12 protein-coding genes are annotated in these 15,268 nt (G+C 60.2%); 5 read left to right on the top strand and 7 right to left on the bottom strand.

Annotated elements, in window-relative coordinates; genetic code table 11:
• Positions 1-493 precede the first annotated feature (493 nt).
• Complete coding sequence (locus tag AC3WL8_RS38630; RefSeq protein ID WP_492380157.1) at positions 494-781, top strand: hypothetical protein; 288 nt, start codon at positions 494-496, stop codon at positions 779-781.
• A gap of 61 nt (positions 782-842) precedes the next feature.
• Here AC3WL8_RS38630 and AC3WL8_RS38625 read toward each other — a convergent pair whose 3' ends face one another.
• Both AC3WL8_RS38625 and AC3WL8_RS38620 read right to left on the bottom strand, forming a co-directional pair.
• Entirely contained in the window at positions 843-1,817 is a 975-nt protein-coding gene (locus tag AC3WL8_RS38625) for a tripartite tricarboxylate transporter substrate binding protein (protein WP_492380156.1), read from the bottom strand.
• A 61-nt stretch (positions 1,818-1,878) separates the two neighbouring features.
• The gene (locus AC3WL8_RS38620; RefSeq protein ID WP_042883220.1) at positions 1,879-2,985 is read right to left on the bottom strand and encodes a TauD/TfdA family dioxygenase; all 1,107 of its coding nucleotides are present in this window, start codon (positions 2,983-2,985) and stop codon (positions 1,879-1,881) included.
• Positions 2,986-3,099: 114 nt separating this feature from the next.
• Here AC3WL8_RS38620 and AC3WL8_RS38615 point away from each other — a divergent pair, with 114 nt between their 5' ends.
• Entirely contained in the window at positions 3,100-4,023 is a 924-nt protein-coding gene (locus AC3WL8_RS38615; RefSeq protein ID WP_492380155.1) for a LysR family transcriptional regulator, read from the top strand.
• 188 nt (positions 4,024-4,211) lie between these two features.
• Here AC3WL8_RS38615 and AC3WL8_RS38610 read toward each other — a convergent pair whose 3' ends face one another.
• Positions 4,212-5,186 carry a Bug family tripartite tricarboxylate transporter substrate binding protein gene (locus AC3WL8_RS38610; protein WP_492380154.1) on the bottom strand — a complete coding sequence of 325 codons (975 nt, stop codon included), beginning with the start codon at positions 5,184-5,186 and terminating at the stop codon, positions 4,212-4,214.
• 424 nt (positions 5,187-5,610) lie between these two features.
• Here AC3WL8_RS38610 and AC3WL8_RS38605 point away from each other — a divergent pair, with 424 nt between their 5' ends.
• From AC3WL8_RS38605 to AC3WL8_RS38595, 3 genes are all read left to right on the top strand, one after another.
• Positions 5,611-6,588: a Bug family tripartite tricarboxylate transporter substrate binding protein gene (locus AC3WL8_RS38605; RefSeq protein WP_492380153.1), complete on the top strand. Its 978-nt coding sequence runs from the start codon at positions 5,611-5,613 to the stop codon at positions 6,586-6,588.
• 82 nt (positions 6,589-6,670) lie between these two features.
• Positions 6,671-7,627 carry a hypothetical protein gene (locus tag AC3WL8_RS38600; protein ID WP_492380152.1) on the top strand — a complete coding sequence of 319 codons (957 nt, stop codon included), beginning with the start codon at positions 6,671-6,673 and terminating at the stop codon, positions 7,625-7,627.
• An 85-nt stretch (positions 7,628-7,712) separates the two neighbouring features.
• Positions 7,713-11,138, top strand: coding sequence for an adenylate/guanylate cyclase domain-containing protein (locus tag AC3WL8_RS38595; protein WP_492380151.1), 3,426 nt, complete (start codon positions 7,713-7,715; stop codon positions 11,136-11,138).
• Positions 11,139-11,278: 140 nt separating this feature from the next.
• Here AC3WL8_RS38595 and AC3WL8_RS38590 read toward each other — a convergent pair whose 3' ends face one another.
• The 4 genes from AC3WL8_RS38590 to AC3WL8_RS38575 form a co-directional block, all read right to left on the bottom strand.
• Positions 11,279-12,133 carry a 3-hydroxybutyryl-CoA dehydrogenase gene (locus AC3WL8_RS38590; RefSeq protein WP_492380150.1) on the bottom strand — a complete coding sequence of 285 codons (855 nt, stop codon included), beginning with the start codon at positions 12,131-12,133 and terminating at the stop codon, positions 11,279-11,281.
• Between the two features lie 112 nt (positions 12,134-12,245).
• On the bottom strand, positions 12,246-12,707 hold the full coding sequence (locus tag AC3WL8_RS38585) for a MarR family winged helix-turn-helix transcriptional regulator (protein ID WP_492380149.1): 462 nt from the start codon (positions 12,705-12,707) through the stop codon (positions 12,246-12,248).
• A gap of 18 nt (positions 12,708-12,725) precedes the next feature.
• Positions 12,726-14,324 carry an MFS transporter gene (locus tag AC3WL8_RS38580; RefSeq protein ID WP_492380148.1) on the bottom strand — a complete coding sequence of 533 codons (1,599 nt, stop codon included), beginning with the start codon at positions 14,322-14,324 and terminating at the stop codon, positions 12,726-12,728.
• A gap of 133 nt (positions 14,325-14,457) precedes the next feature.
• Positions 14,458-15,268 (bottom strand): XdhC family protein (locus AC3WL8_RS38575; protein ID WP_492380147.1); only part of this gene is annotated, 811 nt, incomplete at its 5' end.

The raw sequence follows: 15,268 nt of genomic DNA, 5'->3' as shown, positions 1-15,268 counted from the left end.
TGAGATAATGCTGGCTCACCGGTCGAAATGACGATGAGCCTTTAACTGCCCTGCACACAAAAAAACTGACAGGCCCCGCTCGCGCCTTGCAAGCCCGTAACTTCAGTACACCAACGCTTTCCATCGCTGTCGTAGGCATCCGCCTGCCTGCGGCTAACTTCGCCGCGTCCCCCGCAAGACGACCTCGATACGCTCGTGCCCATCCCTCCCTGAGGCGAGTGAGGCACGCCTCGCCCCCTTTATGTGATAAATAATCTGCTTAGGCGTCCGTACAAGATGCATGCGGGGCTCCCAATCTTATCGACAGCGCCATTCATTAGCCCAGCCTATAGGCGCATGCGATCTGGGCCCCTTTATCCATAGTTGGTGGTTACCCTAATATTTGATCCAGGCCGAGACGCCCCTCTGCAGCGACTGCGCAGGCTGTGGATGGCGCCGAATCGGTATTCACTGGATGACCCCGCGGTTGCCGCGGAAAATATTGGGAACGATCATGAAATTCAACCACTTTGCTATGAGCCTGGCTGCTGCGATCGCTATTGGTTCCGCTCTTGTTTCCGGCCTGACTTACGCTGCTGGCTTTGATCTGCATCGCGACGGAGCCAAGAGCACGTTCAACCCTTACGCTGACGGCGCACGCGGTAAGTTCGATCCCTACGCCGATGGCGCCCGCGCCCGGTTCAACCCATATGCCGATGGCGCGCGCGGGAAGTTCAATACATACACCGACGGTCTTCGCGCTTCCAAATTTGATGCATTTACCGACGGCGCCCGCCACTAAGTTGCGGACGCCGGCCTTCCCTCGCAGCGATGCGGATGGAAGGATCAGTGCATCGCAAGCTCTACTCGACGCTGACTTTCGCGATCTCGATAACCCGCTTCCAGCGTTGCCTGTCGTCAGCCACCATCCTGGCGAACTCGCGATCATTCATGGTCAGGGTATCCACCGATTTAGCGTCCAGAGCCTGTTGCACTTCCGGACGCGCCACGGACCTGGCCCATGCATCAATCAGGCGACGCGCCAACGGCTCCGGCACACCGGCCGGGGCGGCCAGCCCCAGCCATCCGTTTGCCTCCATGCCATGGATGCTGGCCTCGGAGAAAGTCGGGACGTTGGGAAACAACTTCATGCGAGCTGTACCGGTGCATGCCAGCGGGCGAAGCTTGCCTGCCCGAATGAGATCTTCCGAACCGGTGACGGGTTGCAGGGTCAGATCGACATCACCAGCCAAAGTGGCAGTGATGGCAGGCGCCTGGCCGTTGTAGGGAACATGCAGGACTTTCAAGTCCTGCGTGCTTTTCAGGTATTCCATCAGAACATGTGAGGACGCACCGATTCCGCCGGACGCATAGGCCAGCTTGCCTGGCTCCTTGCGAATCCTATCGATCGCCTCACGGACGGTTCTCACATCGAATCGGGCAGTACTGACGAGCAGCGCAAAGGCTTGGGACCCAAGATAGCCCAGTGGCCTGAGGATGTTAGGCGTATCGAAGCCGGAACCGGGTCGGAGCAGCGAATTGAGGTTGAGTCCAGACCCGATCAAGCCTACGGTGTAGCCGTCAGCCTTCGCTCTTGCCAGTTGGCCATATGCGATGTTTCCACCGGCGCCAACCACGTTCTTCACTATGACCGGTTGGCCGAGTTCACGGCTCATCGGCTCAGTCAAGACCCGGGCAAGGACGTCGACCACTCCTCCGGGCGCAAACGGGACGATGATCTCAATCCGTTTGTTGGGAAGCCATTCGGCGCGCACTGCGGCGGCGGCGGCAAGACCCGCCGAGAGGATCAGCAGGGATCTGCGCGTAAGCAATGTCATGATATGAGCTCTTTGAGACTTGGGTAGAGGGGACGCTGAAGCCGCCGCCAGTCCGGGGGGACTAACGTGCGCGAACCAGGTTTTGCATGGTCGCAAGGTATGTGGACGGTAGCTCCATCAGCGCTGAACGTCGTTGCAGCCACAAGGCGTGGTCTTCGGCCGTATGGAAGATCTGGTTCTTTGGCAACACCGGCCAGTGAGGAACATGGAGCCAAAGGCGCAGCAAATGCCGCCGCTGCTGGATTTCCTTCGAATCTTCGTAGTCGGTGCGCCCATGCAGGACCAGCCGGTTGTTCAGGAACTGTATGTCGCCTTCAGCGAAGTTCATGTCGAGATAAAACTCCGGTGATTCGGCAATACGTTCGATGCAGGCAATGGCATCACGCTCTTGCGGCGTAAGCTCGGCATCGCCACGCGCAGCAGCGCTTTTCGCATAGCCTGGCAGGAAGTAGCATGCGAGCGGCGTCGCGGCGTCGCTGCTGCATGTGAACACCGGCACTCGTGCTTCGCTGAGCAGGCGCCCGGATCCAAACTTCCCGTCCAGATCCTTGCGGCGATAGAAGAAGCCGCGGTACAGGGTGCGAAGCACATCCGGATGCTTCGTAAGCAGTTCGTCGTGCAGGGCAACGGCGCTGACAATACGGCTGGCCCCGCCTGATACAGCCGAGCGCAGGCACATGAGGCCAATCACGTCGCACGAGTCGGTGTGCATACCCATGTGCCCTCCGGCGTGATACGCGCGCGGTACGTCCTCGACGTCCGAGACGTCCATGACATGCCCGAGCATCTCACCGTGATACGACTGGGGCATCGGCCGTCCCAGATAGGCGCCAATGCCGAAGAAGATCCGGGCCATGTCGTCCGTGGAGTACTGCGCGCGCGGCAGTCCGCGCAGCAATGCAAAGCCACGCCCCTGTTCGAGCTTGGCCCGGATGCCATCCAGGGTCTGCGCGGCAGCTCGCAGCGGAAAGGACACCCTTGTAATGTCAGGAAGGTCGACTTTCCCAAGAGACTTCAGATGTCGGAGAGCGAGGTCGATTTCCTGGATATCCTGATCATTGAGGACATGAAGTCCGTCTGATTTCCAATCCATGGTTTGTCCGTGCCAGGCTGCCGGCCCGCCAATCGGTTCGATCGCAGGAGTATTCGTTTCGTCCAGTGTGGTCATAGTAAGATTGCCATTCCTTGGCTGTCATCACAGAAGCATTTTTAGATTCGAAGCGTAGGTATGTCCAATACTATTGAGACGACTTGCTGATACCACTCACGCGATGGATTCCGCATGGATTTGAGACAGCTCCGGCAGTTCGTGGTGGTCGCAGAAGAGCTAAATTTCCGCCGAGCGGCGGAGCGCCTCCACATGACGCAGCCTCCCCTTAGCGCGTCCATCCAGCGGCTCGAAAGCAGCCTGGGTGTGTCATTGATTGAACGGTCCCGCACCATGGTCCGTCTCACCCCTGCCGGTACGGCCTTCCTTCACGAGGTACGACATCTCCTGGGGCAAGCGCAGTGCGCGGTGGAGGCGGCTAAGTCAGCCGTGGATGGCTCAGCCGATGTGCTGAGAATTGCGTCCGTCGAGAGTGCCGCGCTTGAGTTGCTGCCAACCGTGCTTCAACGGCTGCGCGTGCAGTTTCCGAACGCGAGACTGCTCGTTCAAACCGACTCGACCCGGAACGAAATTCTGGCTTTGCAAGCGGGTGTGCTGGATGTAGCGATCATCGTGCCATCGGCGCATGAGAGCGCTCAACTGGTCATTGCAGACCTGAAGCAGGAAAGATTTTGCGTAGCGGTATGCAAGACGCATCCGCTGAGTGCCCGCAAACGTGTCAGGCTATCGGAATTGGCCGAGGATCAGTTCCTGTCGCTCTATCCTTTCACGTCGAGTCCCGGGTACTCCGCTGCAGTGCTCAGGGCGTTTCAGGAGTCGAAGGTGTATCCGCGGGTGCTCCCCGGGGACTCGAAGACCTTTCTGGCCAACCTCGCCCTTGTTGGGGCGGGCGGATGCGTGGCACTGGTCCCGCGTCCGATGCGGCGCCTGCGTGTGACGAACGTTGTGTTCATCGACGTCGTCTGCGAAGCTGGCAAACCGCTTCTGTATCCCTTGGCTTTAGCGCGCACGGTGAAGAACGACCGGACGCTGGTTCGGGCTTTCTGGCAGGCTGCGATGTCGATTTCAGGACTGAGCGGCTCGGTTTGCCTGGAGTGACCGCACTGCGTGGAAATGTTCACAGCTCAGGACGCTTCCTGGGCTGTGACATCAATGCCAGGCATTGCGCTTTTTTTTTGAATTAGCTCAAGACAGGACTCGGGTAGCGCACCACGGTTTTGTTCATGCGGGCCGGCTGTGCCGATGCCTTTTTTAGCATTGCCGGCGTACGCCGTTGTGGCGACAGGTCAGTCAGCTTGAATGTGCAGATCCTTGATAATCCGGCCGAACCTCTCATAATCCGCAGCGTTCGCTTTGGCGAGCGTTTCGGGAGATCCCCCGATAGGTACTGCACCTAGTGTGCTCATGCGCGCGAGCACCTCGGGCATCTTCAGGATCTCGTTCATGTGTTCATTCAATGTCTTCACAACCGCAGGTGACATGCCTTTCGGTCCGAAGAGGCCGTACCACGTGTTCATCTCGACTTTGTACCCGGACTCCTGCAAGGTCGGAATGTTAGGGGCGAGAGGTGTACGCTCCCGATCCATAACGGCCAGGGGCACGAGCTTGCCACTCTCAAGATAAGGCTTCACCGTGCCGAGAGAAATGTAGGTCATCGGAATATGCCCACCGAGTACATCGTTGATCGCGGGGGCAACGCCCTTGTATGGAACGTGCTCGAGATGCACACCGGTTGCCTTGTTTACCACCTCACCGAGAATGTGGTGGATCGAGCCGGTTCCCGCGGTGGCAAAACTGACCGTTCGATTCTTGGCTGCCGAGACCACATCCTTGAAGCTCTTGAATCCGGAACCAGAACCCGCCACGAGAAAAAGTGGCACGCTCCCGACCTGCACGATCGGGGTGAAGCCGTTCAATGCATCGTACCCACTGTTCGGTCCGGTCTTGAGTACCAGTTGAGCAAAAGAAATACTCCCTGGCGTCAGGAGCAGCGTGTACCCGTCCGGGGCAGCTTTGGCCACATAGCTGCTACCGATGACCCCGGTCGCGCCAGGTCGATTCTCGACCACTACAGACTGTCCAAGTCTTGTTGACAACTTCTCGGCAAAGACGCGCGCCAGCATGTCCGTATCTCCGCCCGCCGGATAGGCGACCACGATCGAGATGGTTTTGCCCGGATAGCGTTGCGCAAAAGTGGAGCCGCTGAAACACGCGGTGGCTACAGAGGCAGCAAGCAGAAGTGCGCGGTGGATGCCAGTCATGATTTGGTCTTAAGTGGGTTGAACAGTAAGCGCCGCCGGAGGTTTTGAAGACATCAAAAACGGGGCATCTCAGCCCCGTCCCTGAGTCACTACGTGAACCGAGTATTAACTACATATCGTATCTATGTCAATACGATTTGTACCTATGCTCTTGGGTTCTCGCGCACGCACTGGAATGGCCCAGGAATGCACACGAATCGTGCCGGCTACAGCGCAGCATCCCTCCTAAAAATGCAAGAATGATCAATGTCCGGGTCTTCACCAAGATAGCTACGAAACGTATTGACATAGGTATGTACCGTAGCTAATGTCGGCGTTAGCGTCGGCAAGGCGCGGTGGCACACGCGAGACAGCCAGCGGCAGGTACCTATAGTTGCCACATGCTTCCGCCACTTTTTGCTCTAACCACTTGGAAGGCAAGTTCATGAACCGCATCCATCGTATGTTTGTACTTGCGGCGTCCGCTGTCGCCGCATGTTTCTCCAGCGTGGCCCAGGCCGAAACCTATCCCAGCAAGCCCATATCGATCGTGGTGCCGTTCTCCGCAGGTGCGGGTACCGATCTGATAGCTCGTGTCCTGGCGGAGAAGCTGTCAGTCCAGATCGGCCAGCCCGTGCTCGTCGAGAATCGTGTCGGCGCTGCCGGCGTCATCGGAACCAGCTATGTGGCAAAGGCGCCCGCTGCCGGGTACACACTTTTGTTCGCGCCGGGAAGCATTTCCTTTGCCAACCTGGTAGTGAAGGGTGGGGCGAGCTCCGGCTACGATCCGGTGCACGACTTTACCCCGATTGTCGCTGTGGGTAATACGCCGGTGTTCCTGGTGACCGGATCGAACAGCGGCTTCAAGACGTTCAAAGACGTGGTGGTGGCAGCCAAGAGCAAGAAGTTGGAGTACGGTAGCGCGGGACCAGGCTCCATACTCCACATCATCGGCGAGGTAGTGAACAAGGAAACCGGGTTGAATCTCGTCCACGTCCCCTACAAGGGCGTAGCACCGGCGGTTGCCGATGTGCTGGGAGGCCATATTCCGTTTGCTTACGGTTCGCTCAGCACGATCCGGCCTTATGTGGCCAGCGGGAAATTAGTGCCTTTGGCAGTCACCAGTCGAGGACGATCCCCACTGGCGCCCGACGTTCCGACACTTAACGAGATGGGCTACAAAGGCGTCGATCTAAACTCGTGGTATGGCCTCTTCGGGCCCAAGGGCATGCCCGTGGAAGTGGTAAAGAAGTTAAACATGCACTTAAATGAAATCCTCAAAATGCCCGACGTCATTGAGCGAATGGCTGCCCAGGGGGCGTCGCCGATCGGGGGGGCACCGGAGGTGCTTGGCAGGATGAATGCAACCGATACTGAGCGCTTCGGAAAGATCATCAAAGAAATGGCCATTACGACGGACTAGATACGGCGAGGGATATTGCTAGGCCACAATAGTTACGCCAATATTGCTGCTCCTCACCGGATATTGATGTCCTGGAGTTGCAATGCAGTCCGAGCGTGACGTGTTGGTCTTCAGAATGCCTGCCCAGCCTGTTTCTGCAGCCGGACGTGAATGGCGCTCAATAAAGCGCCGCGCCGGCCCCGTTCGGTGCCGCTATGTCCGGCTTATCGTCTGCCTTCTTGCCAGCGTGGCCACGGTAGCCGTGGCCGCCGCCGGCGACCAGCCTGAGGCGGCGAGCGGCGCAAACGTGTGTAGCTCAGTCTGGTTCCCACAAGGAATGCGACTGCAGATGGAAGCCGACGGCGATATGCCAATGTCACGCCGATCCACGCAGTTGGCCCCCTTGCCTACAGCGTCGGGATGCCAGGCGGACATCGAGATTCACTCCAAGACGGCATTAGCGGTGCTGATGGGCCCGCCTGTTATCACGGAGCAGCAACAGCGCGTGCTGCTGCGACCGGCCGCAAACGGTTCGCCGGCTGGTATCACGGGTAGTGCCACGGTCAACGCATGGGGACGTTACACGCGCCTGTATGGCACGACTACCATTGATGGCCTTGGCCTGCTGGACTACCAATACCGCGGGTTGGCACTGCACGAGGGCGACGTCCTTGGTGGTGGCTCGGTCGAAGCCAGCGTTTCTTTCACCATCTATGCCCGTGACTCGGCCACTGAAGTGGGCAAACTCGTTGCCCCACATGCGACCGTCGCGGTAGCCTCGCGCCGGGTCGGAAAGCGCCAGCTGATTCAGACAGCGCTAGGCCTTTCGGAATGCGTGCCGATCCAATATGTACGCGTGACGTCGATCGGTCCGATGATTATCGCAGGCGAGCAAGTCCTGTCCGAGCCTTCGCGCCTGCAGGTCACCGACTGGTACTGTCCGGGAACTGGTGTGGTGATGCGTCAGGACATCACCGAGGGCGACAAGACGCAGCGCATCGATACTACGGCTGCCGATCCGCTGGAGCAAACTTCGCAGGCCTCGCCCTGGCCGAGATGAGCGCGCCTGCCTTCGGCAATGTCTTGCCAACGCAGGTGATTGCGCCTCTAATAAGTCGGGGCACGGAGCTAGCCAGAGGGCCGAAATGCGCTGCGTAAGTTGCGGGTACGAGAACCCGGCGTTAGCCAGTTTCTGCGAGGAGTGCGGTGCCAGCCTCGTGCAGACGTGTCTGCGATGTGGCGGCGCCTCAGGCCCCGCAGCGAAATTCTGTGGCTCATGTGGCGCGCCCTTTACTGAGAGCCGCATCGACCTCGGCAGTACGCCCGTATCGCCGGTTCGCGGCCCGGTTCTTTACACCCCACCCCATCTCGCCGAGCGCATCCTCGCCGAGCAGGCAGCGATGGAGGCAAGAGGGCATCCGGCTGGCGAACGCAAGACCATCACTGCGCTGTTTGCAGACATGGCGGGTTCGACTGCGTTGATTCAGGACATGGACCCGGAGGACGCACGCGCGTTGATCGACCCAGTTGTGGCACTCATGATGGAGGCCGTACACCACTATGAAGGGTACGTCGCCAAGTCCCTGGGAGACGGTATTCTTGCGCTATTCGGTGCGCCAATTGCCCACGAAGACCATCCGCTGCGCGCATTGTATGCTGCACTGCGGATGCAGGAAACGATGCGTCGACATAGCGGTCAGGTTCGTCTGGAGCGCGCTATTTCACTGCAGATCCGGGTTGGTGTACACACGGGGGAAGTCGTGGTGCGCTCCATTCGAAGGGACGACTTGCGCACCGATTATGACCCGGTTGGACACACGATTCACATCGCGGCCCGGATGGAAGGCGTGGCCGCACCATCGTCCATTCTCGTCAGCGAATCGACTTACAAGCTGAGCGCGGGCTATTTCGAGTTCAAAAGTCTGGGGACCACGCAAGTAAAAGGCGTCCGCGAGTCGCTTGCAGTGTATGAGGTGCTCGGACTGGGACCTTTGCGCACGCGCTTGCAGGTGGCCGCGCATCGCGGTCTGGCAAGGTTTGTTGGCCGTCAAGCGGAAATGGAGTGCTTGCGCCAGGCGTTGGAGCGAGCCAAGGCGGGGCACGGACAGATCGTTGGGGTGGTGGGCGAGGCTGGCGTTGGAAAATCGCGTCTGTTCCACGAGTTCAAGGAATGCTCCAAGCAAAGCTGGATGGTTCTGGAAACCTTTTCGGTGTCACATGGCAAGGCCTTTCCGTATCTGCCCCTGATCGATCTACTGAGGAATTACTTTCAACTTGCGACGCAGGATGACGAGCGGCTGTGCCGTGAGAAGGTCACAGGCAGGATGCTGACCCTTGATCGCGCGCTGGACCAGTGTCTCCCATATTTGCTTTATCTACTGGGCATCAGCGAACCTGGCTCGCCGCTGTCCACCATGGATCCCGCCATTCGTCGCCAGCGCACCTTCGAGGCGATTGCGCAGCTGCTTGTGCGGCAGAGCGCTGACCGGCCTCTGCAATTGCTGTTCGAGGACCTGCAATGGCTGGACAGCGAGACTGAGGCGTTCCTGCATACGCTGGTCGAGCACATACCGGGCGCGAGCATCCTGATGCTCGTGAATTACCGACCGGAGTACTCGCTCGACTGGGGCCGCAGGCGCTACTACACTCAATTGCGGCTGGAGCCGCTTGGCCAGGCCGACGCGCAGGACCTTCTGACCGCGTTACTTGGAGATGACGCCTCGCTCGTTCCTTTGAAGTCGCTCATTCTGGCAAAGACGGAGGGTAATCCTTTCTTCATGGAGGAAGTCGTCCGGACGCTGGTCGAGGAGAACATCTTGCTCGGCCGGGCCGGAAGCTACCGCATCGAAAAGAGCCCTACGGCCCTTCATATTCCGACGACAGTGCAAGCAGTTCTGGCCGCCCGTATCGACCGGCTCCCCGCCGCGCAGAGGGAACTGCTGCAGACGCTGGCTATTATCGGCAAAGAGTTCTGCTTAAGCTTGGTCCAGCATGTCACCGCGCTCCCCGAAGACAAGCTGCGCGCGCTGCTGGCTGAGTTGGAGGCGGGAGATTACGTTCATGAGCGGCCAGCTTTCCCGGAGGTGGAGTATGCCTTCAAGCATGCACTTACCCAGGAGGTGGCCGCCAACACCCTGCTGGTGACACAGCGCAGTGAACTGCATGAACGCACGGCACATGCCATCGAAGCGTTGTTTCCCGCCAAGTTGAATGATCATTGCAGCGAGTTGGCGCACCATTACAGCCGCAGCGGCAATATCCGGAAGGCCGTCGAGTACCTCCAGTGCGCTGGCCAGCAGGCCTTGCGGCGTTCCGCACAGGCCGAAGCGATACGGCATTTCAGTGCCGCCCTTGAACTGCTCCGGTTACTGCCGGAAAGCCCCGAACGCTTGCGCGAGGAACTCATGCTGTTGCTGACTCTAGGGCCAGCCTGGATGGCGGTGCGCAGTTACGGTGCCCCCGAGGTGGAAGCGACCTACACGCGTGCGCTGGCCTTGTGCGAGCAGGGCGCGGACACACCGCAGTTCTTCTCGGCGCTGCTGGGGTTATGGTCGTTCTATCAATTGCGTGCGCAATACCGGGAAGCGGAAATCCTGGCAGAGCGCCTGCTACGCCTGGGCCAGGAGACACAGGAGCCCGAACAGCTGGCCGAGGCACACCGTGTTCTCGGCGCCACAGTGTTCCGTCTCGGCGAAATCGGCCAGGCTCGTACCCACGAGGAGCAGGCGCTGGCGCTGCACCATCCCGACGAGTTGCATTACGGTGGCCTTCTGCGTTACGCGCGGAATCCCGCAGTGCATACGCGTAGCGCTTTGAGCTGGATTCTGTGGTACCTGGGCTTTCCGGATCAGTCCAGCGTGCGCAGTCAGGAAGCTCTCGAGTTGGCCAGGAGTGCCGCGGACCCGCTGGCCCTTGCCCTGGCGCTGGCCTTTGCGGCCCAGCTCCATCAGTACCGGCGTGAGACGCATCGGACCCGGGAGCTTGCCCAAGCTGCTGTCACGCTTTCAGAAGAACGGGGGTATCCGCTGTACCAGGCCTGGGCAGTCATCCTGCAAGGCTGGACCCTGGCCGAGGAGGGTCGTCACGAGGAGGGCATCGCACGAATACGAGAAGGCCTCACCGCCCACGAAGCGACCGGGGCGGCGTTGGGGCGTCCGACGCTGCTGGCGTTGCTGGCTGACGCCTATGGAAAAGCGGGGCAAGCCGAGGCGGGACTCCTGGTGCTGAACGATGCGCTGGCGCTGGCAAGCAAGACCGGAGAGCAGTTCCATGAACCAACGCTGATTCGGCTCAAAGGGGAACTGATGCTGAGATTGGCGGCTGGGAAGAAGGTCTCGTCCTGTGCCCAGGAGGCGGAGGCATGTTTTCAAACGGCGATTTCCATTGCCCGCGCCCAGGGAACGAGGTCAGTGGAACTGCAGATTGCGCTGAGCCTGGCTCAACTCTGGCAAGGCCAGGGCAAGCTTGCCCCAGCGCGGGAGGTTCTGACGGGAATTCTCGGCAGCTTCACGGAAGGATTCGATACCGTCGACTGGTGTCAGGCAAATACGCTGCTGGCGGACCTGTCCTGATTCAGATGCTACGTCTGTGAGTTGCGGTCATCGGCTGGAGGTACGGATGACGCTCAAGGATGTGTGGCAGTGCCAGCCGCTTTGTCAGCGGCCGGCTGCGGCGCCCGTTGCGAGTTGCCTACGGCGCGCCGTGCATTGCCTTACTGGTTGTAGCCGTACACGCCGCGGCCGGTCTTGCGGCCCAGGTAGCCGGCGGCCACCATCTCACGCATCAGCATCGCCGGGCGGTACTTCGGATCGGCAAACTCCGTGTACAGCACTTCCATCACGGCCAGCATGGTGTCCAGGCCGATCATGTCAGCCAGCGCCAGCGGCCCGATCGGGTGGTTGCAGCCCAGTTTCATGCCTTCGTCGATCTCTTCCGGCGAGGCCAGGCCTTCGCCCAGCACGCAGAAGGCCTCGTTGATCATCGGGCACAGGATGCGGTTGACGACGAAGCCCGGGCTGTTCTTGACCGTGATCGGGTACTTGCCGAGCTGCTTCGACAGGGCCTCGACGGCGGCGTGGGTGGTGTCGCTGGTCTGCAGGCCGCGGATCAGTTCCACCAGCGCCATCACCGGCACCGGGTTGAAGAAGTGCATGCCGATAAAGCGGTCGGCGCGCGCGGTCACGGCGGCCAGCTTGGTGATCGAGATCGACGAGGTGTTGGACGCGATGATCACGCTCTCGCCGACGATACCGTCGATCTGCTTGAGGATCTTGACCTTCAGGTCGTAGTTCTCAGTGGCGGCCTCAATCACGATATCGGTGGCCTTGAGATCGTCATACGAGGTGCTGCCTTTGATGCGCGCCAGCGCGTTGGCCTTGTCGGCCTCGGTCAGCTTTTCCTTCTTGATCAGCCGGTCCAGGCTGCCCGCGACGGTGGCCAGGCCCTTCTGCACGGCGGCGTCGCTGATATCGACCATCACCACGTTGAGACCCACCACTGCGCAGGCCTGGACGATGCCATTACCCATGGTGCCGGCACCGACGATGCCGACGGTTCTGATTGCCATCTCTCTACTCCTCAATGTTGTTTGTGTATCCGAATACTGTGTGGGTTCCGGTCAGGCGAGGGTCGCCGCTTGCTTTGGCGGCAAGGTCACGGCCCGCCGCCGCAGCATCGGCTCAGGCGGCGTCCGCGGCGGCCCGCGAGCGTTGGGCGGCAAGCGCAATGCCGGCTTCAAGCTGCCCGAGGCCCTTGGAGAAGTTGCGCATGGTGCTATCGGCAACCTTCTCGAGTACCTCCTGCAGAAAGCTTGATCGCTGCGGCAAGCCTTGCTCTACGACATCACGCCCTTGCGCAGACAAGATGACATTGGTGATTCTGTTATCTTGCTCGGACGTTTCTCTTGTCACCCAACCAAGCTCCTGCAAGGCTTTCAACTGGCGTGTCAGCGCGCCGGGATCCATGTCGACCCGCTCGGCGAGCGTCTTCTGCCCGATCGGTGCCGCATGGATGTACAGCCCTTGAAGGACGCGCCAACGCGGCAGCGGATGCCCGATGCGCTGTTCGAAAGTCGCGGCATAGGCGCGGTAAGTACGCGCGAACTGCCGCAGCAGCGCCACGCTCTCTTGCTCCAGCTCCATTCGATTCTCCCGACTGGCTCAATCGGCGACAGCGGCCGTCGATTCCATGGTCCGAACGAGCTTCACGGGTGGGACGCGGGTCGCTCGCCAGATACCGGCCACTGCAAACACCACGACCACCATCAACGCAACATGAATAGCGTCCACAAGTGACACGCGAACGTGCTCGAGCAGCAAGGCGCCGTCGTGCCCGGCCTGATGCAGTTGGGTCAGCAAAGCTTCTTGCGCTGTCTTGTCGACCAGAATCTGAGGATTGGACATTCGTGGCAACCAGTTGCTTGCATCCGCCTCCGAGAGCACAGCACTGACACGGTTCATATAGCTACGGCTCACCAGCGTGCCGACAAGGGCGGTGCCGACCATGCCGCCCACCATGCGCAGAGACTGGAGCATCGCCGTGGCAATGCCCAGGTTCTCAGGCCCCGCAGTCTGCTGCGCAAACACGGTCAGGTTGGGCAAAATGAACCCCAGGCCAAAGCCGCCAACAAGCATGATTGCCATCAGCACATGATCAGACGTTCCGCGCGTGGATTGCGTCAGACCAAGGCAAGCCATTGCCAGCATTGCAAAACCAGCATGAAGCATGTAGTTGGGACGACGAATCCGCGTAATGAGGCGGCCGTTCACAATGCTGCCCATCGTCACGCATACCACCAGGGGAGTGATCAGCAGCCCCGCCTCCTTCGGCGAATGGCCGAATCCGCCCTGGAACAGCAGGGGCGTATACACCAGTAGGGAGAACATGACGAAGCCTGCTACGGTCGAAAGCAGAAACAGTGGGCCCAGATTCGGATTGCGGAACATGTCGAGCGGCAAGATCGGGTTCGCGGCGCGCCGCTCCCACCACAGCAGGCCTGCACAGGCAAGCACCGAGGTCGCGAGCAGAAACAGAGCCAGCAGTCCAAGGCCGCGATCGGGCAGAAGTTGGACGCACAGTTGCAGGCTGCCCAGGCCGAGCCCGATCAGTCCGGCGCCCAACCAGTCAATGCTAATCCCTTCGTCATGCGATTGAGGACGCAAGTGTGGCAAGTAGCGCCAGGAAAGGAACAGTCCGAGCAGACCAACTGGCAGGTTCACATAAAAGATGGCGCGCCAGCCGTACCACTCCGTAATCAGGCCGCCCAGGGAGGGCCCTACGGCGTTGGCAATACCGAACGCAGTGGTCATGATGACTTGCCAGCGCAGGCGCACATGGGCATCCGGGAACAATTCCGGAACACAGGCAAACGCAGTCCCGACCAGCATACCGCCCCCGACACCCTGAAAGCAGCGGGCAGCGACCAGGAAAGGCATGTTCGTTGCCATGCCGCATAACGCTGAGGCGACAATGATCACGACGATCGACGCCAGCACGAACGGTTTGCGTCCGTAATAGTCACCCAGCCGTCCAAAGATGGGCACGGTAATGACGGACGCCAGCAAATAGGCCGTCGCCACCCATGCGTAGTAGTGAAAACCCTTTAGCTCGGCCACGACCGTAGGGAGCGCGGTGCCCACCACAGTTTGATCCAGGGCCACCAGCGTGACGACGACGGCGAGACCCAGCACAGCGAGCAAGGACTCCCGAAAAGGCAGCACTTGGCCGGTCTTGAATGGGTGGTGTGGCTGATCGGGCATTTGTTTGTCGCGTCAATCATTGTACTGTCAATGAGTGTACTACATGCGACAGCAATTTCCCATATAAGATCAATTGTTCGTATTTGCGACCTGCGTGCGAATTCAGGATGCCGATCGGTCCTGGTGCGCGCCATCAGCAAGTCCGAGCACAGGTGTCGCCGGTGCTGGCGGCAATGTCACGCGCAGCCTTCGCGTCTGCGACGTGCATCAGTTGCGGCAGGCAGACGTGGTTCTTGGCGGCGATGACGTGCGCCAGAATCGAGAGGGCGATCTCAGGCGGCGTACGGCTTCCTATATAGATGCCTGCCGGGCCTTGCAGGCGGGCCAACTGCTGATCGCTCAGGTCGAACTCCCGCAGCCGTGCGCGACGCGCGTCATTGTTGCGCCGCGAACCCAGGGCACCGACATAGAAGGCGCGCGTGCGCAACGCTTCCATCAGTGCCAGGTCATCGAGCTTCGGATCATGCGTGACGGCGATCACTGCGCTGCGGTCGTCGAGCTGCATCTCTGTCACCGTGTCATCCGGCATGGTTCGCACCATGGTGACGCCCGGAATGTCCCAGGTTTCGGTGTACTCTTCGCGCGGATCGCAAACGGTAACCTGGAACCCCAGCCCAACGGCAATCTGGGCCAGGTACTTTGACAGCTGTCCGGCTCCTATTACGAGCATGCGGTAGCGCGGTCCATGAATGGTGAGCAGCGTCCGGCCGTCGAAGCTCAGGCCGTCCGTGGTTTGCGCAGCGCCGAGCCGGGCATGGCCGCTCGCCATATCAAGGGTTCGCGCCACGAGTTTTCCGCTTTCCACGGCCTCAAGCAGATCGCCGAGGCGACTCCTGGAGCTGAGGGGCTCCGTCACGAGTTCAATGGTGCCGCCGCAAGGCAGGCCAAAGCGATGGGCCTCTTCTGCGCTCACCCCATACTTGATGGCTTCCGGCTTCACGTTG

The organism is Cupriavidus sp. FW305-F7 (assembly GCF_058782875.1).
Note: the sequence above shows the minus strand (reverse complement) of the source record. Positions and strands in the feature narration are given on the sequence as shown.

Bases quoted from the DNA above. Each gene is read 5' to 3' on its own strand.
- AC3WL8_RS38630 (WP_492380157.1), top strand. From the start codon at position 494: ATGAAATTCAACCACTTTGCTATGAGCCTGGCTGCTGCGATCGCTATT.
- AC3WL8_RS38625 (WP_492380156.1), bottom strand. From the start codon at position 1,817: ATGACATTGCTTACGCGCAGATCCCTGCTGATCCTCTCGGCGGGTCTT.
- AC3WL8_RS38620 (WP_042883220.1), bottom strand. From the start codon at position 2,985: ATGACCACACTGGACGAAACGAATACTCCTGCGATCGAACCGATTGGC.
- AC3WL8_RS38615 (WP_492380155.1), top strand. From the start codon at position 3,100: ATGGATTTGAGACAGCTCCGGCAGTTCGTGGTGGTCGCAGAAGAGCTA.
- AC3WL8_RS38610 (WP_492380154.1), bottom strand. From the start codon at position 5,186: ATGACTGGCATCCACCGCGCACTTCTGCTTGCTGCCTCTGTAGCCACC.
- AC3WL8_RS38605 (WP_492380153.1), top strand. From the start codon at position 5,611: ATGAACCGCATCCATCGTATGTTTGTACTTGCGGCGTCCGCTGTCGCC.
- AC3WL8_RS38600 (WP_492380152.1), top strand. From the start codon at position 6,671: ATGCAGTCCGAGCGTGACGTGTTGGTCTTCAGAATGCCTGCCCAGCCT.
- AC3WL8_RS38595 (WP_492380151.1), top strand. From the start codon at position 7,713: ATGCGCTGCGTAAGTTGCGGGTACGAGAACCCGGCGTTAGCCAGTTTC.
- AC3WL8_RS38590 (WP_492380150.1), bottom strand. From the start codon at position 12,133: ATGGCAATCAGAACCGTCGGCATCGTCGGTGCCGGCACCATGGGTAAT.
- AC3WL8_RS38585 (WP_492380149.1), bottom strand. From the start codon at position 12,707: ATGGAGCTGGAGCAAGAGAGCGTGGCGCTGCTGCGGCAGTTCGCGCGT.
- AC3WL8_RS38580 (WP_492380148.1), bottom strand. From the start codon at position 14,324: ATGCCCGATCAGCCACACCACCCATTCAAGACCGGCCAAGTGCTGCCT.